Source organism: Amycolatopsis sp. lyj-23 (assembly GCF_046549135.1).
Taxonomy (GTDB): Bacteria; Actinomycetota; Actinomycetes; order Mycobacteriales; family Pseudonocardiaceae; genus Amycolatopsis.
Window position 1 is genome coordinate 160,327 of record NZ_JAJPWN010000014.1, and the last position, 23,278, is coordinate 183,604.

At 73.7% G+C, this 23,278-nt stretch carries 20 protein-coding genes; 10 read left to right on the forward strand and 10 right to left on the reverse strand.

Annotated features, from left to right (window positions below; genetic code table 11):
- Positions 1-41 precede the first annotated feature (41 nt).
- The 3 genes from ACLJPY_RS32640 (at position 42) to ACLJPY_RS32650 (ending at position 2,233) form a co-directional block, all read left to right on the forward strand.
- Positions 42-986 (forward strand): EamA family transporter, encoded by a 945-nt coding sequence (locus ACLJPY_RS32640; protein ID WP_410594376.1) that lies wholly within the window; start codon positions 42-44, stop codon positions 984-986.
- Between the two features lie 243 nt (positions 987-1,229).
- The gene (locus tag ACLJPY_RS32645) at positions 1,230-1,790 is read left to right on the forward strand and encodes an RNA polymerase sigma factor (protein ID WP_410594378.1); all 561 of its coding nucleotides are present in this window, start codon (positions 1,230-1,232) and stop codon (positions 1,788-1,790) included.
- Positions 1,787-2,233 carry a hypothetical protein gene (locus tag ACLJPY_RS32650; RefSeq protein ID WP_410594380.1) on the forward strand — a complete coding sequence of 149 codons (447 nt, stop codon included), beginning with the start codon at positions 1,787-1,789 and terminating at the stop codon, positions 2,231-2,233. The genes ACLJPY_RS32645 and ACLJPY_RS32650 overlap by 4 nt, the downstream gene beginning before the upstream one ends.
- Here the strand turns inward: ACLJPY_RS32650 and ACLJPY_RS32655 are convergent.
- Entirely contained in the window at positions 2,230-3,354 is a 1,125-nt protein-coding gene (locus ACLJPY_RS32655) for a S8 family peptidase (RefSeq protein ID WP_410594382.1), read from the reverse strand. The genes ACLJPY_RS32650 and ACLJPY_RS32655 overlap by 4 nt on opposite strands.
- A gap of 198 nt (positions 3,355-3,552) precedes the next feature.
- On the opposite strand from ACLJPY_RS32655, the gene ACLJPY_RS32660 reads away from it, so the two are divergent.
- The gene (locus tag ACLJPY_RS32660; protein WP_410594384.1) at positions 3,553-6,135 is read left to right on the forward strand and encodes a CHAT domain-containing protein; all 2,583 of its coding nucleotides are present in this window, start codon (positions 3,553-3,555) and stop codon (positions 6,133-6,135) included.
- A 127-nt stretch (positions 6,136-6,262) separates the two neighbouring features.
- The gene (locus ACLJPY_RS32665; protein WP_410594386.1) at positions 6,263-7,069 is read left to right on the forward strand and encodes a lipase family alpha/beta hydrolase; all 807 of its coding nucleotides are present in this window, start codon (positions 6,263-6,265) and stop codon (positions 7,067-7,069) included.
- Here the strand turns inward: ACLJPY_RS32665 and ACLJPY_RS32670 are convergent.
- From ACLJPY_RS32670 to ACLJPY_RS32685, 4 genes are all read right to left on the reverse strand, one after another.
- Positions 7,059-7,901 (reverse strand): ABC transporter permease, encoded by an 843-nt coding sequence (locus ACLJPY_RS32670; RefSeq protein WP_410594388.1) that lies wholly within the window; start codon positions 7,899-7,901, stop codon positions 7,059-7,061. The genes ACLJPY_RS32665 and ACLJPY_RS32670 overlap by 11 nt on opposite strands.
- Positions 7,898-8,809, reverse strand: coding sequence for an ABC transporter ATP-binding protein (locus ACLJPY_RS32675; protein ID WP_410594390.1), 912 nt, complete (start codon positions 8,807-8,809; stop codon positions 7,898-7,900). Before ACLJPY_RS32675 ends, ACLJPY_RS32670 begins: the two co-directional genes overlap by 4 nt.
- Positions 8,806-9,933, reverse strand: a complete 1,128-nt coding sequence (locus tag ACLJPY_RS32680) for a hypothetical protein (RefSeq protein WP_410594392.1) — start codon at positions 9,931-9,933, stop codon at positions 8,806-8,808. The genes ACLJPY_RS32675 and ACLJPY_RS32680 overlap by 4 nt, the downstream gene beginning before the upstream one ends.
- A 292-nt stretch (positions 9,934-10,225) precedes the next feature.
- Positions 10,226-10,873: a rhomboid family intramembrane serine protease gene (locus tag ACLJPY_RS32685; RefSeq protein WP_410594394.1), complete on the reverse strand. Its 648-nt coding sequence runs from the start codon at positions 10,871-10,873 to the stop codon at positions 10,226-10,228.
- Positions 10,874-10,968: 95 nt separating this feature from the next.
- On the opposite strand from ACLJPY_RS32685, the gene folP reads away from it, so the two are divergent.
- Complete coding sequence (folP, locus tag ACLJPY_RS32690; RefSeq protein ID WP_410594396.1) at positions 10,969-11,847, forward strand: dihydropteroate synthase; 879 nt, start codon at positions 10,969-10,971, stop codon at positions 11,845-11,847.
- Between the two features lie 121 nt (positions 11,848-11,968).
- Positions 11,969-12,769: a trypsin-like serine peptidase gene (locus ACLJPY_RS32695; RefSeq protein WP_410594398.1), complete on the forward strand. Its 801-nt coding sequence runs from the start codon at positions 11,969-11,971 to the stop codon at positions 12,767-12,769.
- A 70-nt stretch (positions 12,770-12,839) separates the two neighbouring features.
- Here ACLJPY_RS32695 and ACLJPY_RS32700 read toward each other — a convergent pair whose 3' ends face one another.
- Both ACLJPY_RS32700 and ACLJPY_RS32705 read right to left on the reverse strand, forming a co-directional pair.
- Positions 12,840-13,667: a hypothetical protein gene (locus ACLJPY_RS32700; RefSeq protein ID WP_410594400.1), complete on the reverse strand. Its 828-nt coding sequence runs from the start codon at positions 13,665-13,667 to the stop codon at positions 12,840-12,842.
- A 178-nt stretch (positions 13,668-13,845) separates the two neighbouring features.
- Entirely contained in the window at positions 13,846-14,502 is a 657-nt protein-coding gene (locus ACLJPY_RS32705) for a TetR/AcrR family transcriptional regulator (protein WP_410594402.1), read from the reverse strand.
- Between the two features lie 85 nt (positions 14,503-14,587).
- Between ACLJPY_RS32705 and ACLJPY_RS32710 the strand changes: the two genes are divergently transcribed.
- A complete protein-coding gene (locus ACLJPY_RS32710) occupies positions 14,588-16,294 on the forward strand; it encodes a TIGR03086 family metal-binding protein (RefSeq protein WP_410594404.1) in 1,707 nt (568 codons plus the stop codon).
- A 274-nt stretch (positions 16,295-16,568) separates the two neighbouring features.
- Positions 16,569-17,591, forward strand: coding sequence for an LLM class flavin-dependent oxidoreductase (locus ACLJPY_RS32715; RefSeq protein ID WP_410594406.1), 1,023 nt, complete (start codon positions 16,569-16,571; stop codon positions 17,589-17,591).
- Here ACLJPY_RS32715 and kstD read toward each other — a convergent pair.
- Together kstD and ACLJPY_RS32725 are read right to left on the reverse strand one after the other, a co-directional pair.
- Positions 17,588-19,357, reverse strand: coding sequence for a 3-oxosteroid 1-dehydrogenase (gene kstD / locus ACLJPY_RS32720; RefSeq protein ID WP_410594408.1), 1,770 nt, complete (start codon positions 19,355-19,357; stop codon positions 17,588-17,590). The genes ACLJPY_RS32715 and kstD overlap by 4 nt on opposite strands.
- A 402-nt stretch (positions 19,358-19,759) precedes the next feature.
- Positions 19,760-20,950 carry a cytochrome P450 family protein gene (locus tag ACLJPY_RS32725; protein ID WP_410594410.1) on the reverse strand — a complete coding sequence of 397 codons (1,191 nt, stop codon included), beginning with the start codon at positions 20,948-20,950 and terminating at the stop codon, positions 19,760-19,762.
- A 195-nt stretch (positions 20,951-21,145) separates the two neighbouring features.
- Here ACLJPY_RS32725 and ACLJPY_RS32730 point away from each other — a divergent pair, with 195 nt between their 5' ends.
- On the forward strand, positions 21,146-21,856 hold the full coding sequence (locus ACLJPY_RS32730; RefSeq protein ID WP_410594625.1) for an SDR family oxidoreductase: 711 nt from the start codon (positions 21,146-21,148) through the stop codon (positions 21,854-21,856).
- Here the strand turns inward: ACLJPY_RS32730 and ACLJPY_RS32735 are convergent.
- Positions 21,844-23,121: a 6-phospho-beta-glucosidase gene (locus tag ACLJPY_RS32735; protein WP_410594412.1), complete on the reverse strand. Its 1,278-nt coding sequence runs from the start codon at positions 23,119-23,121 to the stop codon at positions 21,844-21,846. The genes ACLJPY_RS32730 and ACLJPY_RS32735 overlap by 13 nt on opposite strands.
- Positions 23,122-23,278 lie beyond the last annotated feature (157 nt).

Here is a 23,278-nt window from a genome sequence, read left to right on the forward strand (position 1 = left end):
ACGGGTAGCCAGTTACCTTAGCACTGAGGTAATCTGTCTTAGTGCTAAACAAACAGCTGCTCCTCACCGCGCTCGCCCCGGCCATCTGGGGCACCACCTACCTCGTCACCACCGAGTTCCTGCCGCCGGACCGGCCGCTGCTCGCCGCGGTCGTCCGGGCGCTGCCCGCCGGGCTGCTGCTGGTCGCCATCACCCGCCGCCTGCCCAAGGGCGACTGGTGGTGGCGGTCGCTCGTGCTCGGCACGCTGAACATCGGCGCGTTCCTGGCCCTGCTGTTCGTCGCCGCCTACCGGCTGCCCGGCGGGGTCGCCGCCACCCTCGGCGCCCTGCAGCCGCTGCTGGTCGCGGGGCTGTCCACCGGCCTGCTCGGCGAACGCCTGACCCGGCGGACCGTGCTCGCGGGAGTCGCGGGGGTCGCCGGCGTCAGCCTGCTGGTCCTGCAGTCCTCCGCGCGCCTCGACGGGATCGGCGTCGCCGCCGCGGCCGGTGGCGCGGTCGTGATGGCCACCGGCGTCGTGCTGAGCAAGCGCTGGACGTCTCCCGCTCCGCTGCTGGCGACGACCGGCTGGCAGCTCGTCGCGGGCGGGCTGGTGCTCGTGCCCGTCGCGCTGGCCGTCGAAGGCGCGCCGCCCGCGTCGCTGTCCGGCGCGAACCTCGCGGGCTACGCCTACCTCGCGCTGATCGGCGCCGCGTTCGCGTACGCCCTGTGGTTCCGCGGGATCCGCGCGCTGTCCGCCACGCACGTGACGTTCCTCGGGCTGCTGAGCCCGCTGGTCGCCACCCTGCTCGGCTGGCTCGTCCTCGGCCAGCGGCTGACGGCGTGGCAGCTGCTCGGCGCCGCGGTCGTGCTGTCCGCCGTCGTGGCCGCCCAGCGGCGGCCGCCCTCCGGCGCCACCGGTGTCTCCCCGAGCAACGCGCACCCCGGCGCGCCGGTGCCGGACGGCACCGGCACCGCCCGCCCCGTCACCACCACCGGCTGCCCGTGAGCGACCAGTTCCACCACGAACACCCCCGCGACGAGCACCAGCCGCAGCCGCATGACCGGCTCACCCCGATCCGTCTCCACCACTCCCACCGGGCACACGAGCGGGGACGGCGGCCCGGTTCAGGTATTTCCCGCGCTCTCACCGGATCGGCTGAGCGGGGGGAAGACGCGAAGGAGTTCCCCGATGGCGTGCGGGTCCGAAGGGCTGCTGTTGGCTAGGCTGAGCGGGTCAACCGGAGGTGAAGTGGACACCACGACCCTGCTGGAGTCGGCCGCGCGCGGCGACCAGACGGCCTGGGACGCCCTGGTCGACCGGTACGCCAGCCTGCTCTGGTCGGTCGCCCGCGCGCACCGGCTGTCCGACGCCGACGCGGCCGACGTCGTCCAGACGACGTGGCTGAAGCTCGTCGAGAACCTCGGGCGGATCAAGGACCCGGAGCGGCTGCCCGGCTGGCTGGCCACGACCGCCCGGCACGAGTGCCTGCGCCAGCTGCGCCGCACCGACCGGGAGCGGCCGGCCGACGAGCAGGTCTGGCAGAGCGAGCCGGCGCCCGGACCGGCCGTCGACGCGGCCCTGCTGCTCGGCGAGCGCGACGCCGCGCTCTGGCGCGCGCTGGACAAGCTGCCGGACCAGTGCCGCCGGCTGCTGCGCGTGCTCATGGCGACGCCCCCGCCGTCGTACGCGGAAGTGGCGGACGCCCTCGACATGCCGGTCGGCAGCATCGGCCCGACCCGGCAACGCTGTCTCGGCCGATTGCGCGAGCGGGCCGGCCAGGCCGGACTCGGGACGGAGGACCGGGCGTGACCGCCGACGACGAGCTCATGGACCTCCTGCGCGCGGCCGCGGACCGGGCGGACCCGGTGCCGGACCTCGTCCTGCGCCAGGCCCGCGCGGCGCTGACCACCCGCGACCTCGACGCCGAACTGGCGGAGCTGGCCTTCGATTCGGACCTGGCAGAGGCGGGCTCGGTCCGCGCCGACGGCGACGACGTCCGGCTGCTGTCGTTCGAGTCGCCGCGGGTGTCGGTGGAGCTGCAGGTGGAGTACGCGGGCGGCCGCGTCTCGCTGCGCGGCCTGATCACCGGCGCGACGGGCGAGGCGGTGATCGAGGTGGCGGGCGAGCGGCACCCGAGCCCGATCGGCCCGGAAGGCTGGTTCACGGCGACGGACCTGCCCCGGGGCGCGACCCGGGTGACGGTGACCGCCGCGGACGGCACGACGGTCACCACCGGCTGGGCGAGCCTCTAGTTCCCCTGGACGTGCGGCACTTCGCTGCTGCCGTTCACATCGAACACGGTGATCCGGCCGGCGGCCCCGAGCACTTCGCCCGCCGCGTCCCGGGCGCTCTTCCCGGTCGCCATAACCGCGGCGATCCGGCCGGTGACGACCGCGGCCGAGAACGAGGTGCCGCTCCAGACCGCGTATCCGTTGAACTTCGGTACTTCTTGCGGCGGTTGCCCCGGGTAGCCCGCGTGGAAGTACGGGCCGACCACGTCGACCCCGTCGGCGTAGGCCGCGATCCACGGGCCGAAGTTGCTGAAGTCCGCGACGCGGGGCGTGAGCGAGGAGTCGGCCGAGCCGACCGGCAGCACCAGCGCGTGCTCGTCGTCGACCTGGCCGGGGACCGTGGGCGCCGGTCTGATCCCGGCCGGGTAGACCCGCTGCCGCATCCCCCGGTTGCCCGCGGAGGCGACCACGACGGTGTCCGGGGAAAGCCGCTGCAGCGCGGCCTCGATCGCCTTCGGCGGCGTGTCTTCGAAGGTCTCACCCGAGAACGACATGTTGATCAGCGTGATCCCCTCCTCGCGCAGGTCGTCGAGCGCGTTCGCCACCGCGAGGTCTTCGGTGTCGCCGCTCTGCTCGTCGACCACCCCCTTCATCCGGACGCCCACGGCCGGCCCGACCTGCTTCAGCACCACTCCGGCGACGAAGGTCCCGTGCCCGGCGGAACCGGCCGGGTTCCCGTCTTCGCCGCGGACGACCCGGACCGTGTCCTCCGGGTCGTAGCGGACGCGTCCGCCGAGGAACTCGTGCGGGCGGCCCTCCCGGAGCACGATCCCGGTGTCGATCACGCCGGCCCAGTGCCGGATGTCGCCCGCCGGCACCGGGGTCAGGTCCTTGTCCGTCGGCCTCGGGCGCAGGTCGCCCCAGATGATGCGGTCGGCCCCGAACAGGTGGTTCGGCCCCGCGCGGTGCGGCTCGCGCAGTGCGGCGAGCACCTCCGGGACCGGGCGCGTGCCGGTGAAGCGGCGCAGCGTCCCCGCGGCGCCGGCCGGGTGGTAGCCGAACCGTGCCAGTTCGGGACCGAGCGCGGCACAATCGTCGGCATGGACCAGCAGTTCGCCGGCTCGATGGCGGTATCGGGTCATGCGTTCCCCTCCGGGACCGGTCATGGGTGAACGGGTCGGAAACCCGATCGGCGAACGACTCCGGGAGATGTCGCGCCGATCGGGAGCCATCCGACCACAGCCACGGCCGGATGGCTCCGCGACGACGGTTGCGTGTCGCGCGGGGACCGGTCCGCTTCCGGCCGGATCGCCACCCGGCCACCGGAACGGGCACCAGCGGTGACGACCGGTGCACTGGCCAAAGCCGTCGCCGCGGCCGACCTCGCCTTCACCGCGCCCGCCAAGGCGCGGGCGCTCGCCGGAGCCGCGCTCGCGGAGGCGAACGGCCACGCCGAGGCCGCCGCGGTCGCCGAGCACGCGCTCGGCCTCGCCGGGGTGTCCACGGGGCGGCTCGCCGACGCCGAGACCCGGCTGCGGGCCGCCGTCCGGCTGGCCGACGGCGCCGGGCTGCGCGCGCGGGCCGCCCAGACCCGCGGGGTGCTCGGCTACGTGCTGACGCTCACCGGGCGCACCGCCGAGGCGCTGCGGGAGCTGGACCGCGCGATGCCGGAACTGACCGGGACGGCGGCGGCGCGGCTGCGCATGCAGCGGGCCGTCGTGCTCACCGAAATCAGCCGGTTCGGTGACGCCGCCGCGGAGTTCGCGGCCGCGCTGGACGCCCTGCACGCGGCGGGCGGGGACGCCCTGATCGACGCCACCATCCGCACCAACCGCAGCATCGTGCTGGCCCGGCTCGGCGACTGGCGGGGTGCCGAGGACGACCTGCGCCGGGCCGAGCGCGGGTTCGCCGCGACCGGCCACCTCGGCCGCACGGCGATGGTGTGGCAGAACCGCGGGCTCGCCGCCACCGTCCGCGGCGACGTCCCGGCCGCGCTCGCCGCTTACGACGAAGCCGCTTCGCGCTACGAAGAGGCCGGAACCGACCCGGGACTGCTGCCGATCGAACGCGCCGAAACGCTGCTGTCCGTCCGGCTGATCGCCGAAGCCCGCGAAGCCGCGACGGCCGCCGTCGCGGACTACGAACGGCGACGCAACGCCGTCGACCTCGTCCAGGCGCGGCTGCTGCTGGCCAAGGTGGCGTTGCTCGACGACGACCCGGAAACGGCGTTGCGCGAGGCCTCCGCGGCCCGGCGGTCCGCGGCCCGGCAGCACCGGCCGGGCTGGGCCGCGCTCGGCGGCTACCTGGCGCTGCGGGCCCGCCGCGACAGCGGGCTCCGGACGACGGCGATGCTCCGGTCCGGGCAGCGCACGGTGGCGGCGCTGACCGACGCGGGCTGGGTGGTCGCGGCGCTGGACGCGCGGCTGATCGTCGCGTCGCTGGCCCTGGAGCTGGGGCGTCCCGCGCTCGCGGAGGCGGAACTGACGGCCGTCGGCCGGGCCGGGCGCGGCGGGCCGGCCGAGCTGCGGGCCCGCGCCTGGTACGCGACGGCGTTGCTGCGGCTGGTCCACGGCGACCGCCGGGGCGCCGGCGCCGCGGTGCGCGCCGGGGTCCGGGTGATCGGCCGGTTCCGGGCCGGGCTGGGCGCCAGCGAACTGCGCGCCCACGCGTCCGGTCACGCGAGCGAGCTGACCGGGCTGGGACTGCGGCTCGCCGTCGAAGCGGGCCACCCGGAAGCCGTGCTGCGCTGGGCGGAGCACCGGCACGCCGGCGCGTTGCGGCTGCGGCCCGCACGGCCGCCGGACGACGAAGGACTGGCCGCGGACCTCGCCGCCCTCCGCCAGACCGCCGTCGACCTCGCCGAAGGCACCGGGCAGGCGCCGGCCCTGCTGCGCCGGCAGGCCCGGCTCGAGAAGGCGGTGCGCGACCGCGCCCGGCACGCGCCCGGAGTGTCCACTTCGGACACGCGGATCCCGTCGCGCGCGGAGCTCGCCGCGGCGCTGGGCCCGGCGACGCTGGTGGAGTACCTCGAACTGGACGGGCGGCTGACGGCGCTCGTCCTGGCCGGCGGCCGGCTGCGGCGCCGCGAGCTGGGTCCGGCGGCCGAAGCCGCGGAACGCCTGGAGGAACTGCGGTTCGCCCTGCGGCGGACGGCGTTCGGCCTCGGTTCCTTCGCCGGCCTCGCCGCGCGGACGGCCCGCCGGCTCGACGACCTCCTGCTGGGGCCGCTGGCCCTGGGCAACGGCCCGCTGGTCGTCGTGCCGACCGGGCGGCTGCACGAGCTGCCGTGGCCGGCGCTGCCGGGCTGCCACGGGCGTCCGGTGTCGCTGGCGCCGTCGGCGGCGCTGTGGCACCGCGCGGCGACCGCCCCCGGGCACGCGGGCGGCGACCACGTCGTCGTGGCCGGTCCGGGGCTGCCGCACGCGGCCGCGGAAGCCGCCGCGCTCGCCCGGCGCTACCCGGGCGCCCGGCGGTTCACCGGCCGCACGGCCCGGGTCGAGCCGGTGCTCGCCGCGCTCGACGGCGCCGCGCTCGGGCACATCGCCGCGCACGGGGTGTTCCGCACGGACAACCCGCTGTTTTCGGCGCTGCGGCTCGCCGACGGGCCGCTGACGGTGTACGACCTCGAACGGCTGGCCCGCCCGCCGCGTCAGGTGGTGCTGTCGGGCTGCGACTCGGGCCGCTCGGCCGTCCACGCGGGCGACGAACTGCTCGGCCTGGCGTCGGCGCTGCTGGCCCTGGGCACGACGAGCCTGGTGGCCACGGTCCTCCCGATCCCCGACGACGCGGGCCGCGCCCTGATGGTCCGCCATCACCGCCACTTCGCGGCAGGCCTCACGCCGGCCGCGGCACTGGCCCGCGCCCAGTCCGAGCTCCCGGACTCCCCCGCCGCCTCCAGTTACGTCTGCTACGGCGCCGGCTGACCCCGTAACTCGCGTGATCGGAGACGTAACTCGCGTGATTCAAGCCGTACCGGGCCCAATCACGCGAGTTACGGGCTCGATCACGCGAGTTCGGGGTTCCGTCACGGGGCCGGGGCATCATGGAGGGGTGCGGATCACGGCTTGGTGGGGCGGGCTCAGCCCGCGGCGGCGGCTGATGCTGAGCAGCGTCGCCGCCGTCGTCGCCGCGGTCGTCGTCGCCACCGCCATCGTCTCCGCCGGGGCGAAAGCCGCGCCCGACACCGGGACGCCGGACCAGAACAAGCCCGGTCCCGTCCTGCTCGTCCCCGGCTACGGCGGCGGCCGGGACGCGCTGGACACCCTCGCCGAGCGGATCCGGCAGGCCACCGGGCGGCCCGCCGAAGTCCTCGCGCTGGCCGGCGACGGCACCGGCGACCTCGTCGAACAGGCCGCCGTCCTCGCCGAAGCCGTCGAGAAGGCCTACGAACAGGGCGCGCCTTCGGTCGACGTCGTCGGGTACTCCGCGGGCGGCGTCGTGGCCCGGCTGTGGGTCGACCGCGAGGGCGGCGGCCACCAGGCCCGCCGGGTCGTGACGCTCGGCGCGCCGATGCACGGCACCGGCCTCGCGACGGCGGGCGGCGCGCTGGTGCCGGGCGGCTGCCCGACCGCCTGCGTCCAGCTCGCGCCGGGCAGCAGCCTCCTGCAGGAGCTGGCCAAGCAGCCGCTCCCGCCGGGCCTGCCGTGGCTGTCGCTCTGGACCGACCACGACGAAACCGTGACCCCGCCGGACTCCGCCCGCCTCGACGGCGCCGTCAACGTCTCCCTCCAGCAGGTCTGCCCCGGCAACCCGGCCGGCCACGGCGACCTGCCCACCGACCCCGCCGTCACCGAGATCGTCCTGCAGGCCCTCGGTACCACCCCGCTCGAAGCGCCCGCGGAGTGCCTCAGCTCGTGACGTCCTTCGTCGCGAAGTTCGCCCACGCCGCCCCGAAGAACACCACGATGTAGCCGGCCTGGAGCAGCAGCCCGTGGTCGATGTTGCGCCACAGCACCGGATCGCGGAAGAAGTCGATCCAGGACAGCCAGTAGTGCGTCGGCAGGTAGGGCCGCACGGACGCGGCCGCGTCGAGGGTTTCCAGCACCGTGCTGGTGATGAGCACGGCGAGCCCGCCCAGCGCGGCTCCCAGCGCCGAGTCGGACACCGTCGAGAGGAACACCGTGATCGCGGCGAACCCCAGCATCGACACGACGATGTAGGACACCGCGCCCAGCAGCCGCAAGCCCAGCGCGGACGAGCTCAGCGACTGCCCGGACAACGACGTCACGCCGGTCGGCTGCCCGCCCGGCCCCGCCACGCCGGGGGTGCCGCCGGTGCCGAACAGGATCACCCCGAGCACCAGCGACGTCAGCACGACGATGACGATCGCCGCGGTGACGTACACGGCCAGCGCCACCATTTTGGCCGCCAGCAACCGGGTCCGGCCGACCGGGCGCACCAGCAGGTAGCGCAGGGTGCCGGCCGAGGCCTCGCCCGCGATCGCGTCGCCCGCGGTGACGGCGACCGCGATCGGCAGGAACAGCGGCAGCACCAGGGCGAGCGCGGCGGCCGGGTACAGCGCGCCGTCGTTGACGACCGCCGAGAGGAACGCCCCGCCCTGCCCCGGCGGCGGCGCGAAGTCGGCCGTGGCGAGGAAGACGCCGACGATCGCGGGCAGCAGGCACAGCAGCAGCACGCTGAACCACACGCGCGGCCGCAGCGCGAGCTTGCGCAGCTCGACGCCGATCACCGAGCCGCCCCGAACCGGTCCGACCCCGGACCCGTCACGTCGAGGACGACCTGTTCCAGCGTCCGCTGTTCGGCCTGGATCGACGTCACGCGCACCCCCGCCTCGACGAGCAGCGCGTTCAGCGCCGCCGGGTCGCCGTGCCGGATGACCAGCCGGTCGCCGTCACGGGCTTCGAGCTGCCCGTCGAGGACCGCGGCGGCCGCCGCCGCGTCCGGCGTGCCGACGAGGACCCGGCCGGTGGCCGCCCGCAGCGTGGCCAGGTCCTCCTCCAGCACCAGCCGACCGCGGTCGACGACGCCGACGCGGGTGCACAGCTGCTCCACCTCGGCCAGCAGGTGGCTGGAGAGGAACACCGTGGTGCCGCCCGCGTTCAGCGCCACCAGCAGCTCCCGGATCTCCTTGATGCCCTGCGGGTCGAGCCCGTTGGTCGGTTCGTCGAGGATCAGCAGCCGCGGCCGCCGCAGCAGCGCGCCGGCCAGCCCGAGCCGTTGCCGCATGCCGAGCGAGTACGCCTTCACCGGCCGCTGGTCGACGCCGCCCAGGCCGACCTGTTCGAGTGCTTCGTCGACGCGACGGCGCCGGGTGCGCCGGCCACCGCCGCGGCCGGCCGCGTCGAGCAGCGCCAGGTTCCGGCGCCCGGACAGGTGCGGGTACGCGGCCGGGCCCTCGACGAGCGCGCCGACGTCCGGCAGCACCTCGGCGACCCGCTTCGGCACCGGCTTGCCGAGCACCTCGATCTCGCCGGCGGTCGCGTAGACCAGGCCGAGCAGCATCCGGACGAGCGTGGTCTTGCCCGAGCCGTTGGGGCCGAGGAAGCCGTAGCGGTCGCCCTCGCGGACTTCGAGGTCGACCCCGTCGACGGCCACCGTGCGGCCGTAGCGCTTGGTCAGCGCGCGCGTGACGATCACGGGCCGCTCCGGCGCAGCCGGGACAGCTCGTCGGCCACGGACTTCAGGACGCCGGGCGTGACCGTCCCGGCCAGCAGGTAGGAGCGCCGGGACACCGAAGACCGCACGATGCCCAGCGACAGCGGCGTGATCGACAGCTGCACGACGCTGCCCGCGGCCAGCTTGACCTGCACCGCACCGGCCTTCCCGGCGGCGTCGCCCGCCGCGTTGGCCACGGTCCGCGGCACGGCGATCACGGCGAAGGCGGCCAGCCCGCGGCCGTAGAGCGCCGCGCCCTGCACGCCACCGAAGTTCTCCGACACCACCGGCCGCCCGGCCAGCGACGACGGCAGCGGGACCTGGCTGAACGCGCCGAGCGTGTCGGCGACGTCCGGGGCGCTGGTGACGCCGAACCCGGACCCGAGCACCGGCCGCGGGGCCTCGACGACCGGGGTCGTCTGCTCGAGCTGCCGGAACTCGGTGACCAGGATCGGCGCTTCCTGCCCGCGCGCGGTCACCTCGACGCGAACCGCGACACCGGTCACCGGATCGGCCCAGACGTCGACGCGCCCGATGGTCGTGTCCGGATCGGCGGGGACGAGCCGCAGGCCGGACGCGGCGACCCCGGCGACGTTCCGCCCCGGCAGCGCACTCACCTCGTCGCCGCCGGCCGCGCGCAGGACCCGCCGCGCGAGCTCGGGCGGCAGCAGGTCACCGGCCCGCGGCAGCCGCAGGCCCGGCTCGCCGATCAGCTCGGTCAGCGTGTTGTCGCCGTAGTCCCACGTGTATTCGCCGTCCGGGAGGCGGTAGACGTCGTGCTCGCCGGCGGTGCCGAGGATGTCGACGCGGTAGCGGTCGGGCCCGGCGTACCAGGCCCGCATCGGCGTCCGCATGGAGAAGAGCGCGGTGACGGCGGAAAGGTTCGGCAGCTCCGGAAGGGCTAGCGAGCCGGTGCTTTCGGCGTAACCCTGGTACGGCCGTCCGGCGGATTCCAGGACGAGCGCGCGCAGCCGGCCCGGGTCCGCGGCGGCCCCGGCCGGCGCGAGCGCGGCGACGACCGAGGGCGCGGAAACGAGCACCGCGGCCACGACGGCGACGACCGCCCATCGGCGCCGCTTCTCGTGCCGCACCACCGAGGGCGTCATCCGGCATCACCTCTTCGTCCTTTGTACGCCATGGCCCGCGGTTCGCGGCCGAGGTCGAAAGGGTGACCCGCTCCGCCGAGCCGGTCCCCCGCTCGCGGATCCCTCCGCCGCGTTCATCCACAGTGGACAGCACAGGTCCCGAGCGCCCCATGTGGCCTTCGGTGCGTTGAATCAGCACTGCGACGCGAAGCGCCTCCGTTGAGGGTGGCGGCGGGGGCATGGATGGAGCAACCAAGGCCGCCTTGGGGCGCTTGAGCCCGGCCGCTGTCAACCGACCTTCAGCCGCGCGACGCTAGCCGGGGTTCTTCGGCAGCAGGACGGTCGCCGGGTCGGGGGCGGCGGCCACCCTCGGCCGCCGGTCGCGGAACAGCCAGCCGCCGATGATGCCGCCGGCGAAGCCGAACAGGTGGCCCTGCCAGCTGACGCCTTCCTGGGTCGGCAGCAGCGACGTGAACTGGTAGGCGAAGCACAACGCCATCACCAGCCCGATGACGATGTCGATCAGGTGCCGGTCGAACAGCCCGCGCACGATGATGTAGCCGAAGTAGCCGAAGACCAGGCCGCTGGCGCCGACGGTGACCGAGTTCGACGGCGAGATGAACCAGACGCCCAGTCCGCTGGCGACGATGATCAGCAGGCTCACCCAGAGCCACTTCTTCACCCCGCGGTAGGCGGCGAGGAACCCGAACACGAACAGCGGCCCGGAGTTGCCTTCGATGTGGCCCCAGCTGTAGTGCAGGAAGGGCGAGCTGAGGATCTCCGGCAGCGACGCCGGGTTGCGCGCTTCGATGCCGAACTCGCGGCTCAGGTCGTAGCCACCCGGGGCGTTGACGAGCTGGACCACCCACAGCACGGCCAGCAGGCCGACCATCACCCACAGGGCCTTCTTGGCCTCCGCGACCATCGCTTCGGCGTCGCCGCGGCCTGGTTCCTCGCTCATCTTCGCCCCCCTGATCGGTTCGCGCCCGAGGATAACCGGCGCGGGGCGCGGACGCGGCGTTCCGGACCGGGCCGTGACCTGGCAGGGTTGGGCGCATGACGTCACACCGGCCGGAGGTGGTCTTCCGGGGCCGTCGCATGCCCGGCGACCGCGCCCTGGTCATGGCCATCGTCAACCGCACGCCCGACTCGTTCTACGACAAGGGCGCCACCTTCGCCGGCACCGCGGCCATGGCCGCGGTGGACCGCGCGGTCGCCGCGGGCGCCGACATCGTGGACATCGGCGGGGTGAAGGCGGGCGAGGGCCCCGAGGTCGGCGTCGACGAGGAGAGCCGGCGGGTGGTGCCGTTCGTCGCCGAAGTGCGCCGGCGCCACCCGGAGCTGGTCATCAGCGTGGACACCTGGCGCCACGAGGTCGGCCGCCAGGTCTGCGAAGCGGGCGCCGACCTGCTCAACGACACCTGGGCCGGCGCCGACCCGAAGCTGGTCGAGGTGGCCGCGGAGTTCGGCGCGGGGTACGTGTGCTCGCACGTCGGGGGCATGCCGCTGCGCACCGACCCGTACCCGGCGCCGACCCCGGAGCGGCCGTTCTGGCCCCGCTACGACGACGTCGTCGCGGACGTGGTCGCCGAGCTGACGGCGGCGGCCGAGCGGACGGTCGCCGCGGGGGTGCCGCGCGGCGGAGTGCTCATCGACCCGACGTTCGACTTCGGCAAGAGCACCCGCCACGGCCTGCAGCTGCTGCGCCACTTCGACCGCCTGGTGGCGACCGGCTGGCCGGTGCTGGTCGCGCTGTCGAACAAGGACCTGATCGGCGAGACGCTGGACGTCGAAGCCCACGACCGCCTGGCGGGCACCCTGGCGGCGACGGCGATCGCGGCGCACGCGGGTGCCGCGGTGTTCCGGGCCCACAACGTCCGGGAGACGCGGGAGGCCGTGGCCGCGGTCGCCGGGTTCGCGGCCGCTGCGGGCTGAGCCGCGGCCGGCGGCTGCCGGCGGAGTTCTCGGGTGCTGTGCGGCGCTGTGAGGTCACTATGAGCGGGCTGTGCATCGGGCTCCGCGCGCTGCGGAACCGGCGCCGCTGTGGTGACCTGGATTGGTGGCGATCAAGTTTCCCCGCACCGCGCTGACGACCGCGGCGACGTTGCTGGTCATGGGGACCGGGCTGGTCCTCGGCACCGGCACGACGAGCGACGACGCCTACGCCGCGGGCACGGCGGCCCCGGTCACCACCGCGGCGCCCGCTCCCGCTGCTTCGATCGCTCCGGCCGCTCCCGCCGCTCCTGTCGCTCCCGCCGCGCCGGCGAAGTCCGCTACTTCCGCGGTGGGGGCGCTGTTCGCGGGCGGAAGCCACTACTGCACGGCGAGCGTCGTGCACTCGGCAGCCGGGGACCTCGTGCTGACCGCCGCGCACTGCGTCAAGGACGGCATGAGCTTCGCACCCGGCTACCACGACGGTGTCTCGCCGTTCGGGAGCTGGACGGTGACTTCGGTGGCCGTCGCCGACGGCTGGAAGGCCTCGGCGGACCCGGACCTCGATTTCGCGTTCCTCACCGTCCGGCAGGCGGGAAGCACGGCGTCTCTGGAGAGCCTCACCGGCGCGAACGTGCTCGGCACGAACCGCGGGTTCGAGCACCGGATCACCCTCACGGGCTACCCCGACACGACCGATTCCCCGGTGGTCTGCGACGGGAACACCACGCAGTCCGACACCTACCAGATGCGCGTGGCGTGCGCCGGTTTCCCGGACGGGACCAGCGGCGGGCCGTGGGTGACCGACGGCGCGGTCATCGGCGTGATCGGCGGTTACCAGCTCGGCGGCGACACCCCGGACGTTTCCTACAGCGCCTATTTCGACGACGACATCGCGAAGCTGTACGCGTCGGTGACGGGCTAGTTCCCGGAATGCGAAACCGGGCCCGCGTCCCTGGCGGAGGACACGAGCCCGGTTCGCCTCTCGCGAACCTTCAGCAGGTCACGATGAGCCCGGTGAGCGCCGAGCACGTCTTCGACGCGCTGTCGTTGGCGGCGTTGGGGTCCGCGGGCGAGCTCGCCGTCCGCACCGCCGTCGTGGTGTACGAACCGAGCGCGAGCAGGCCGCCGTTCACCGAGAACTTCGGCGTCGCCGACGCGCCGCTGGCCAGCGAAGCGACGTCACAGTTCACGGTCCGGGTACCGCCGACGGGGGTGCAGCCGGAGCCGCTCGCGAACGAAAGCCCCGCGGGATACGTGGCCACGACCCGGATCCCGGTCGCGGCGGACGGGCCGGAGTTCGTCACGGTCACCGTGTAGTCGATGCGCGCGTTCAGCCCGCCGTGCCCGGTGGCGCCCAGCGCGACCTTGACGTCGGCCTGCGTGACCGGGTTCGCGATGGTGATCACCGGGCCGTCGAGGATGTCGAAAGCGTAGTTGTCACCGACGAACTGGTGCTGCAGCGTGAACTGCCCCGGTGCCGCGGTGTCCTTGACGCGCAAGGTCCACACCGTGGTCTTCGTGCCGCCGGCTTCGAGATCGCCGAACGCGGCCCGGTAACTGCTGCCGGCCTGGAAGCAGCCGACCGAAGTCGTGTTGGTGCAGGACACGATGTCGACGACGTCGGTGATCGCGGTCGGGGTGCCGTAAATGGCGCCCTTCGCGAAAGTCACCGTGAAATCGGTGGGGTTGTGAATGGTTTGCGTGACCGTGAAAGTCTGCCCCGGCAGCACCGTCGTCGGACTGACTCCGACGGAACTGGTGGGCGTGTCCGCCTGGGCGGCGGGGGCGATTGCGATGAACGCCGTGGCCAGTGCGGCCACCGAGGACAGGATCGTGGTCCGTCGCCAGCTTCTTTGCATAGTCGTCATCTCGCTGTTCCGGTCCGGGGAATGCCGCTCTGACAGATCTCGCGTAGGTCTTTTGTGGACAGCCGACGCTGATCAGTCGTCGCGCCAGGAGAATTCGTTACCGCCATCCGGACGCGTTGCGGCACCGCCGTCAGGAGGGACGCCAGCGCCCGTTCATCTCACCCGGGCGCGGCGGCGGGCCGGGTAGTTCCGGACCGTGCGCCGACAAGCCTTCGATGAGCAGCGCCAGGTACCGGCCGCGTAACTGGGCCGTGCGCTCTTCGTCATCGACGCGGATCGCGGCGCAGCACTCGAGGATCATGCCGATGTCTTCGGCGACGGCGTCCGGGCGCAGGCGCCCGGTTTCGCGCGCCCGCTCGACCAGCTGCTTCGTCAGCTCGCCCGCCCGCCGCGCGTCCCGGCTCATCTCGTCGGTCGGGGTGAACGTGCCGGCGAGGTGGACGGTCAGCGAGTGCACGTCGAGGTCGACGACCCGGGTGAGGAACTTGGTCAGCGCCGTCCAGCCGTCCCGCTCCTCCGCGGCGAACTCGGCTTCGCCGATGTACATGAGGAGCCCGTCGTGGCAGATGCGGCAGAGCAGAGCTTCCTTGCTCGGGTAGCGGCGGTAGAGGGCGCTGATACCGACGCCGGCGCGCTCGGCGACCTGCGAGATCGGCGCCTTCGGGTCACCGAGGAAGACGTGGCGGGCGGCGTCGAGGATGACGATGTTGTTGCGGGCGGCCTGGCCGCGGCGGCCGGGCAGAGCTGTCTCCGGCGGTGCTGTCTCCGGCGGGGCTGTCTCGGACATGGCACGAGATTAGCACTGGAACGGATCATTCCGGTCTGGTACTGTTCGGAACGAAGCATTCCGTTCCAATACGAAGGAGCCAGTCATGACCACCCCCGCTCTCCGCCCGTTCCGCGCCGAAGTCCCCCAGGCGGCTCTCGACGACCTGGCGAACCGCCTGCGCGGGGCGCTGTGGCCGGACGAGCTGCCCGCGGAGTACGGCGTCACGAACGAGCGCGTCCGCGCGCTGGCGGAGTACTGGCTGGAGGAGTTCGACTGGCGGGCGTTCGAGGCGCGGCTCAACGCGTACCCGCAGTTCGTGACCGAGATCGACGGCGAGCCGATCCACTTCCTGCACGTCCGCTCGTCGCGGGCGGAGGCGACCCCGCTGGTGCTGACGCACGGCTGGCCGGGCTCGATCGTCGAGTACCTCGACGTGATCGGCCCGCTGACCGAGCCGGAGTCGGCGGACGAGCCGGCGTTCCACCTGGTGATCCCATCGCTGCCCGGGTTCGGCTTCTCGGGCCCGACCCGGTCGGCGGGCTGGGGCACGCACCGCACGGCGGCGGCGTGGGCCGAGCTGATGAGCCGCCTGGGCTACGAGTCCTACGGCGCGGTGGGCAACGACGCGGGGTCGATGATCTCGCCGGAGATCGGCAGGCTCGCGCCGGAGAAGGTGGTCGGCGTGCACGTCACGCAGCTGTTCTCGTTCCCGTCCGGCGACCCGGCCGAGCTGGCGGACCTGAGCGAAGCCGACCAGGCCGCGCTGGCGCACCTGCAGTGGTTCATGGAGAACATGTTCTCCTTCAACGTCCTGCACAGCCAGCAGCCGCACACGCTGGCGTTCGCGCTCGCCGACTCGCCGCTCGGCTTGCTGGCGTGGAACGCGCAGCTGTTCGGCGAGCACCTGGACCCGGAGTTCGTGCTGGCGAACGTGGCGCTGTACTGGCTGACCCGCACGGCGGGCTCGTCGATCCGCTTCTACTACGAGAACGCGCACACGAACCCGCGCCCGGAGGGCCCGACGACGGTCCCGACGGCCCTGGCGATGTTCGCGGGCGACTTCCGGTCGATCAGGCGGTTCGCCGACCGCGACCACGCGAACATCGTCAGCTGGAACAGCTACGACCCGGCGGCAGCCTCCGGCGGCCCCCGCAACGCGGCGGGCCACTACGCGGCACACGAGGCCACCGAGGTCCTGGTGGGCGACATCCGCCGGTTCTTCGCCGGCCTGGCGAGCGGCTCGTCCTGGCCGATCTTGACGTCGGCCCACGAGGCCCTGCGCTCGGCGATCGCGGGCGTTCAAGACTGGACGGCCCCGACGCCGTGCGCGGAGTGGAACGTGACCCAGGTCCTCCAGCACGCAGCGGGCGACCAGCTGGGCTACGCGGCGGCGATCACGGGTTCGGGCGGCCCGGACTTCAACCCGTTCGCCCCGTCGGGTGCCCTGGAGGTGGCACCCGCGGAGTTCTTGGAGCCGACCCTGACCGCAGCGGCGGCAGCCTTCGCAACGGTGTCCAGCGACGCGACGGAGGTCCCGACGCCGTTGCCGCAGGGAGCCCTCCCGGCCCCACTGGCGGCCGGAGCGGCAGCCCTGGACGCGGCGGTGCACGCGTGGGACATCGCCAAGGCCACAGGCGGGAAGTCCCCGCTGACGCCGGAGTTGGCCGAGCAACTGCTCCCGGTGGCCCGACACCTGGCCGAGCCCCTGCGCGGCTTCGCGTACGCACCGGCTCTGCCGACGGCCCCCGGTGATGACGCGGTGGCGACATTGCTGCGGTACCTCGGACGCGATCCCGAGTGGACGGTGTGAGGAAGGCACCGGGACTGCCGGACCGCGGCGGGTGCGGCGATCCCTGCCCAGGGCAGCCGGTTCCGGAGGCGGTTCTCCGGAAGCAGCCAGCTCTTGCCGGGAGTCAGGTGGAGGCGGTTCAAGGCGGCAGGCGGTTCCCGAGGCAGCAGGTGCCGGCGGCAGGCAGATTCCACGGCAGGCGGTTCCTGGCGGAGAGCCCTCGGAGAAGCACCTCCGGGCCCGACTCGGCTGAGCGCCGGGGAACGAATCCGGCCCCGAGATAGTTGAGCGTTGTATGAAACTCGGCATCTACAGCTTCGGCGACCGCGCGCCGGACCCGCGCACCGGCGAGCAGCCCACCGTCGCGCGGACGCTGGCCAACACCCTGGAGCGGATCAAGCTCGCCGACGAGCTGGGCCTCGGCTTCTACGGCCTCGGCGAGCACCACCTCGACCAGTACGCGATTTCCAACCCGGGCACCGTGCTGGCCGCCGCCGCGAGCGTCACGAACCAGATCACGCTCAGCTCCGCCGTCACCGTGCTGAGCACCGAGGACCCGGTCCGCCTCTACCAGCAGTTCACGACGCTCGACCAGCTCAGCCACGGCCGCGCCGAGCTGCTCGCCGGGCGTGGGTCGTTCACCGAGTCGTTCCCGCTCTTCGGTCACGACCTCGGCGACTACGACGAGCTCTTCGAGGAGAAGCTCGCCCTGCTGCTGCGCATCGACCGCGAGGACCCGCTGACCTGGTCGGGCAAGTTCCGCCCGCCGCTGGAGAACGCGCGGATCCTGCCGCGGCCCTACGGCAGGCGCCTGCGCATCTCGGTCGGCACCGGCGGCAACCCGGAGTCGTCGATCCGCGCCGGGTTGCTCGGCCTGCCGGTGGTGTACGCGGTGATCGGCGGGCAGCCCGAGCGCTTCGCCCCGCTGGTCGACCTCTACCGCCGGGCCGGGGAAGCGGGAGAGCAACAAGACCTGCACGTCACCATGGGCGCGATCGGCTTCGTCGCCGAGAAGTCTCAGGACGCCAAGGAAACCTTCTACCCGTACTGGCTCGAGACGATGAAGTACGGCGCCCGCGCCCGCGGCTGGGCAGTCCCGACGCGGGCGGAGTACGACGAATTCACCCGCGACGCGAACGCGTTGTTCGTCGGCAGCCCGCAGGAGATCGCCGAGCGGCTGATCGCCGTCGGCAAGCTCACCGGCGCGGACCGGTACGCCATGCAGATGGACTGGTCCGGCGTCCCGCACGCTGAAGTCATGCGCGCGATCGAACTGCTCGGCACCGAGGTGCTTCCACTGGTCGAAAAGGAGTTCTAGACGTCGTTCCCGGCGATGTAGCCGAACGTCATCGCCGGGCCGATGGTCGAGCCCGCACCGGCGTAGCTGTGTCCCATCACCGCCGCGCTCGCGTTGCCGGCCGCGTACAGGCCGGGGATCACCGAGCCGTCCGGGCGCAGCACCCGCGCCCGGGCGTCCGTGCGCATGCCGCCCTTCGTGCCGAGGTCGCCGGGGACGAGCCGCAGCGCGTAGTACGGCGCCGCCCACAGCGGCGCCAGGCAGGAGTTCGGCGTCACCGCCGGGTCCGTGTAGTAGTGGTCGTACGCGCTGGCGCCGCGGTGGAACTCACTGTCCACACCGGACCGGGCGAAGCCGTTGAAGCGGTCCACTGTGGACTTGAGCACAGTTGGCGGGACGCCGATCTGCGTGCCGAGGTCCTGGATCGTCGACGCCTTGAAGACCGCGCCGGCCGCGTACCAGGCGTCCGGGAACGGCAGCAGCGGCGCGATGTCGCGGAACAGGTAGCGGTTGCGGTAGTTCTGGTCGACGATCAGCCACGCCGGGATGTCCGGCGCCGCCGGGTTCTTGTCGTACATCGTGTGCACGACGTCGCTGTAGGGCGCGGCTTCGTTGACGAACCGCTGCCCGGCCTGGTTCACGATCAGGCCGCCGGGCAGGGTGCGTTCGGCCAGGCAGAAGTAGGGGTCGCCGGGGGTCGGGATGGCCGGGCCCCACCAGGCGTCGTCCATCAGGTCGAGGGCGGCGCCGGCGCGCTGCCCGGCGCGGTGGCCGTCGCCGGTGTTCTCCTTCGCGCCGACCGTCCAGTCGGTGCCGATGGGCTGCCGCTGGTACTGCGCCCGCATCGCCGCGTTGTGCTCGAACCCGCCCGAGCCGACGATCACCCCGCGCCGCGCCCGCACCAGCCCCTGCGGCACGACGACGCCGGTGACCGCGCCGTTTTCGACGTTCAGGTCGACGAGCGGGGTGTTCAGCAGCACCGGGACGTTCGCGCGGAGCAGGCCCACGCGCAGCCCGGCGGCGAGCGCCTGCCCCATGGTGAGCGGCTTCTGCCCGGCCAGCGCGGCGGCCGTGCCGCGAGCGAGGCACTCGGCGGCGACCGCGGCACCCTTGGCGTTCACCAGGGCGAGGTTCAGCCACTTGTAGTCGGCGCTGAAGACGACGAGCCCGGGCGGCGTGGCGAGGTAGGGCGGGTTGAGGTGGGCGAGCTCGGCGCCGAGCAGGTTGCCGTCGAACTGGTCCGGTTCGATCGACCGGCCGTTCGGCAGGCCGCCCGGCAGCTCCGGGTAGTAGTCGCTGTAGCCCGCCATGAAGCGGAACCGCAGCGGGCTGTTCGCCAGGACGAAGTCGATCATGGCGGGGCCGTTGCGCAGGAACGCCTCCTGCCGCGCGGCCGGAACATCCGCCCCGACGACGGCGGCGAGGTACTGCGCGGCTTTCGCGGGCGTGTCCGGCACGCCGGCGGCGAGCAGCACCTGGTTGTTGGGGATCCAGATGCCGGCCCCGGACCGGGCGGCGGACCCGCCGAAGGTCGGCGCTTTCTCGAGCACGACGACGCTCAACCCGCGCTTGGCGGCGGTCAGCGCGGCGGTCATGCCGGCGGCCCCGGACCCGACCACGACGACGTCGTACTCACCGACCGGCGCGACCGCGGCGGGAGCCCCAAGCGCGGCGGCGGCACGGGCCGGCGTCGCGGCGGCCGGGGTGGCAAGCCCGGCGGCGACCGCGAGGCCCACACCGGCGGCACCGCCGCGGAGGAGCTGACGGCGGGTCAGGTCGGCATCCATGGCGACTCCTCGCTCGCGGGAACGGCGAGGGTCATGGTCTCCACACGGGACGCAGAACTGGAACATGTTCTACCCGCTTGGAGCAGTCGCGGACCGGGCCACTCGCCCGGCGGCGCCAATGCGAACGGGCATTCGGCGCAGACCCGAACCGGCCACGCCACCGACCGCGGGCAGCCCGCCGCCGGACGACCCGCGGGCCGCCCGGCACCAGCGACCACCCCGGGCCCCGACCACCGCACCGGCTGGACCCGCCAGGCCACCTTCGACACCGGGCCGACCAGCGCCCCCACGGCCGGCACCTTTCGCCGGGGGCAGCCGTGTAACCGACCGCGGGCCGACCCGCACACCCGCCGCCGGGCTTCTCCTTGCAGCGGAGCGCCCGACACCAGCCGCCGCGTGGGTTCAGGTCCGCCAGGTCACCGGGACCTCCTCCGGTCCGCGCACCGACAACGGCGGCCGCCAAGCGATCGTCTCGGCCGGGACCGCCAGGTCCAGTCCCGGCAGGCGGTCCACCAGCGTCCGCAGGGCGATCTCGCCCTCCAACCGGGCCAACGCCGCGCCCAGGCAGAAGTGGATTCCGTGGCCGAAACCCAGCTGCGCGGCGTCCCTGCGGCGGATGTCGAACTTCGCCGCCGATCGGAACACGTTCTCGTCGCGGTTCGCCGCTCCGACGTGGGCCAGCACCGCCTCTCCCCGACGCACCAGCACCCCGCCCAGGCGCACGTCCTCGAGCGCCACGCGCAGCAGGGACGAGTCCACCGGTCCGTCGTAGCGCATGATCTCCTCGACCGCGCCAGGGGTCAGCGACGGGTCGGCGCGCAACGCCGCCAGCTGCTCCGGGTGCCCGCACAGCAGGACGATCCCGCACGCGATCAGGCTCACCGTCGTCTCGTGGCCGGCGAGCAGCAGCTGCGTGGCGAGGTCGATCAGCTCCGGCTCGGTGAGGCGGTCGCCGTCTTCGTCGCGGGCCTGCACCAGCGCGCTCAAGAAATCCTCCGCGGGGCGCGCCCGCTTCTCCGCCACCAGCGCCGCCATGTCCTCGGCGCCGTCGCGCCGGGCCTGCTCGACCTCGGCGGGCTCGTGCTGCATCGGTGTCACGATCACCAGCGACCACCGCCGGAACCGTTCGCGGCCGGCGAACGGGACGCCGAGCAGCTCGCACATCACCGCCGTCGGCAGCGGGAAGGCGAACTTCTCGACCAGGTTCACCGGCGGGCCGTGCGCAACCATCGTCTCGAGCAGGTCGACGGCGATCTCCTCGATCCGCGGCCGTAGCGCCGCGATGCGGCGAGCGGTGAACGCCTGCGCCGACAGCCGCCGCAGGCGGGTGTGGTCGGGTGGGTCCATGTTGAGGATGCTGTGCTCGCCCGTCGAGAAATCGCCCGGCTCGATCACGCACGGCGCGCCCGGGTACAGCAGGTTGCGGCTGAACCGCGGGTCGGAAAAGACCGTGCGGACGTCGTCGTAGCGCGTCACCAGCCAGCCTTCGTGGCCGCTGGGGAACACGATCCGGGACGCCGGCGGGTGCCCGGCGTAGATCGCCCCCATCGGGACGGCGGGGTGGTCCTTCTCGGCGGGGTAGGCAGCGGTCATGCCGCCGATGATGAGCGCCGCTCCGGGCGGCCCGGAAGGTGCGTGACCACGGGAAACCCGTCCGGCCGCCGGAAACCGCCCGGACGGCCTCACCCGCACGACGTCCTTTGTGGACAAGAACCGCAAGTTGACGGCACGCTCAACTTGCGGCTAAGTTGAGGACTTACTCAACTTGAGGAGGTACCCTTGCCGAAAGTGCTCGCCGTCCTGGGGGTCGGCCCCGGGCTCGGCCTGTCGATCGCCCACCGCTTCGGCCGCGAAGGCTTCACAACGGCGCTCGTTTCCCGCACCGACACCCGGCACGCGGCTTACCGCGCGTCGCTGGCCGGAATCGACGTCCGCACCTACACGGCCGACGTCACCGACGAAACCCGGCTCCGCGACGTGCTCGCCCGCATCGCGGCCGACGCCGGCGAGCTCGACACCGTGTACTTCGGGCCCGCCGACGCCACTTCCGGTCCGGGCATCACGCCGCTCACCGAAGCCGGCGCCGGCACGCTGCGCGCGTCGTTCGACTCCGCCGTGCTGCCGGCGGCGAACCTCGTCCAGGCCGTGCTGCCGGACCTGCTGGCGCGCGGTTCCGGGTCGCTGCTGTTCGCCGGCGGCCTGAGCGGCAAGTACCCGATGCCGCTGCTCGGCAGCCTCGCCCCGGCGTCGGCGGCGCTGCGGATGTACGTACTGACGCTGCACGCGGCCCTGCGCGAAACGGGTGTCCACGCCGGGATCCTCACCATCGGCGGCCTCATCGAGCGCGGCGACATCCACCGCGTCTTCACCGCGCAGGACCACGGCTTCACCGTGGGCACGCTCGATCCGGACGCCATCGCCGACCGGGCGTGGCAGCTCCACGTCGAGCGGGAAGCCGAAGCGGAGTTCAACGCGATGGCGGCCGCTCAGGCGAGGTAGGCGAGTTCCGGGTGCGCGGCGACGTAGGCGTCGAGCAGCCGCCGCGCGACCGGCACCGAGCCGACCAGCGGGTGGAGCGCGAACGCCCGCAACGCCGCCGCCCGCGAACCCGTCACCGCCGCTTCGAGCACCGCGCGCTCGACGGCCTTGACCGTCGTCACCAGGCCCAGCGCGTGGTCCGCCAGCGGTCCGGTGGCGAGCGGGCGGGCTCCTTCGGCGTCGACCGTGCAGGGCACCTCGACGACGGCGTCGCCCGGCACGCCCGGGAGCGCGGACCCGTTGCGGACGTTGAGGATCAACGTCGTGCGCTCGCCGTGCGCGAGGGCCCGCACCAGGGCCAGCGCGACCTTCTCGTAGCCGCCGCCTTCGAGGTCGTCGCGCTCCCCTTCGCGGGTCTCGGCCATGTACGTCGCTTCGCGTTCCAGGCGCGTGCGTTCCCACGACGCCAGCGAAGGTTCCGCGTAGAAACCGCGTTGCTGTTCCAGCAGGAACTCCCCGCGTGACGCGGAACCGGCGGCCTCGGGAAAGTAGTAGTAGTGCAGGTATTCGTTCGGGATCGCGCCGAGCGTGCGCAGCCAGTCCGCGCCGAAGAGCTTCCCCTCTTCGAACGACTCGCACGCGGCGGTGTCGGCCAGCAGCCGGGGCAGGACGTCCTCGCCGCCGACGCGGACCGAGCGGAGCCAGCCGAGGTGGTTCAGCCCCGCGTAGCCGAACTTCGCCGTCGCCGGGTCGATCCCGAGGGCGCGGGCGACGCGGCGGCACAACCCGACCGGGGAGTCGCAGATGCCGATCACCCGGCCGCCGAGGTGCGCGGCCATCGCCTCGGTGACCAGGCCGGCGGGGTTGGTGAAGTTGATGACCCACGCGCGCGGCGCCCGCTCGCCGATGAGCCGCGCGAGGGCGATCGCGACCGGGACCGTCCGCAGCCCGTAGGCGATCCCGCCCGCACCGGCGGTTTCCTGGCCCAGCACGCCCTCCGCGTGCGCGATCGTCTCGTCCAGCCGCCGTCCGCGCAGGCCGCCGACGCGGACGGCCGAGAACACGAAGTCCACATCGGACACGGCGGTGGCGAGGTCGGTGGTGGTCCGCACCCGCGGCGCGGCGCTCGCGCCGGCGGCCTGCTCGGCCAGGACGCGTTCGACCGCGGCGAGGCGGCCGGCGTCGACGTCGTGCAGGACGAGCTCGGTGACCTCGCCGCCGGCCAGCAGCGCCCCGTGCACCAGCGGCACGCGGAACCCGCCGCCGCCGAGGATCGCCAGCCTCATCGCCGGGCCCCGATCGGGTGACCCGCCGGGTTTCCGGGTGGCGGAGCCCCCGGCCCCGAGGGCGGCTCCGGACGACTGCTGTGCCGCATCCGGCGACCCTAGCAGCCGCCACCACGCGATCCGTGGCCGAAGCCGCGCCCCTCTTGCGGATCGCGCG

Bases quoted from the DNA above. Each gene is read 5' to 3' on its own strand.
- ACLJPY_RS32655 (WP_410594382.1), bottom strand. From the start codon at position 3,354: ATGACCCGATACCGCCATCGAGCCGGCGAACTGCTGGTCCATGCCGAC.
- ACLJPY_RS32680 (WP_410594392.1), bottom strand. From the start codon at position 9,933: ATGACGCCCTCGGTGGTGCGGCACGAGAAGCGGCGCCGATGGGCGGTC.
- ACLJPY_RS32685 (WP_410594394.1), bottom strand. From the start codon at position 10,873: ATGAGCGAGGAACCAGGCCGCGGCGACGCCGAAGCGATGGTCGCGGAG.
- folP (WP_410594396.1), top strand. From the start codon at position 10,969: ATGACGTCACACCGGCCGGAGGTGGTCTTCCGGGGCCGTCGCATGCCC.
- ACLJPY_RS32705 (WP_410594402.1), bottom strand. From the start codon at position 14,502: ATGTCCGAGACAGCCCCGCCGGAGACAGCACCGCCGGAGACAGCTCTG.
- ACLJPY_RS32710 (WP_410594404.1), top strand. From the start codon at position 14,588: ATGACCACCCCCGCTCTCCGCCCGTTCCGCGCCGAAGTCCCCCAGGCG.
- ACLJPY_RS32715 (WP_410594406.1), top strand. From the start codon at position 16,569: ATGAAACTCGGCATCTACAGCTTCGGCGACCGCGCGCCGGACCCGCGC.
- kstD (WP_410594408.1), bottom strand. From the start codon at position 19,357: ATGGATGCCGACCTGACCCGCCGTCAGCTCCTCCGCGGCGGTGCCGCC.
- ACLJPY_RS32725 (WP_410594410.1), bottom strand. From the start codon at position 20,950: ATGACCGCTGCCTACCCCGCCGAGAAGGACCACCCCGCCGTCCCGATG.
- ACLJPY_RS32735 (WP_410594412.1), bottom strand. From the start codon at position 23,121: ATGAGGCTGGCGATCCTCGGCGGCGGCGGGTTCCGCGTGCCGCTGGTG.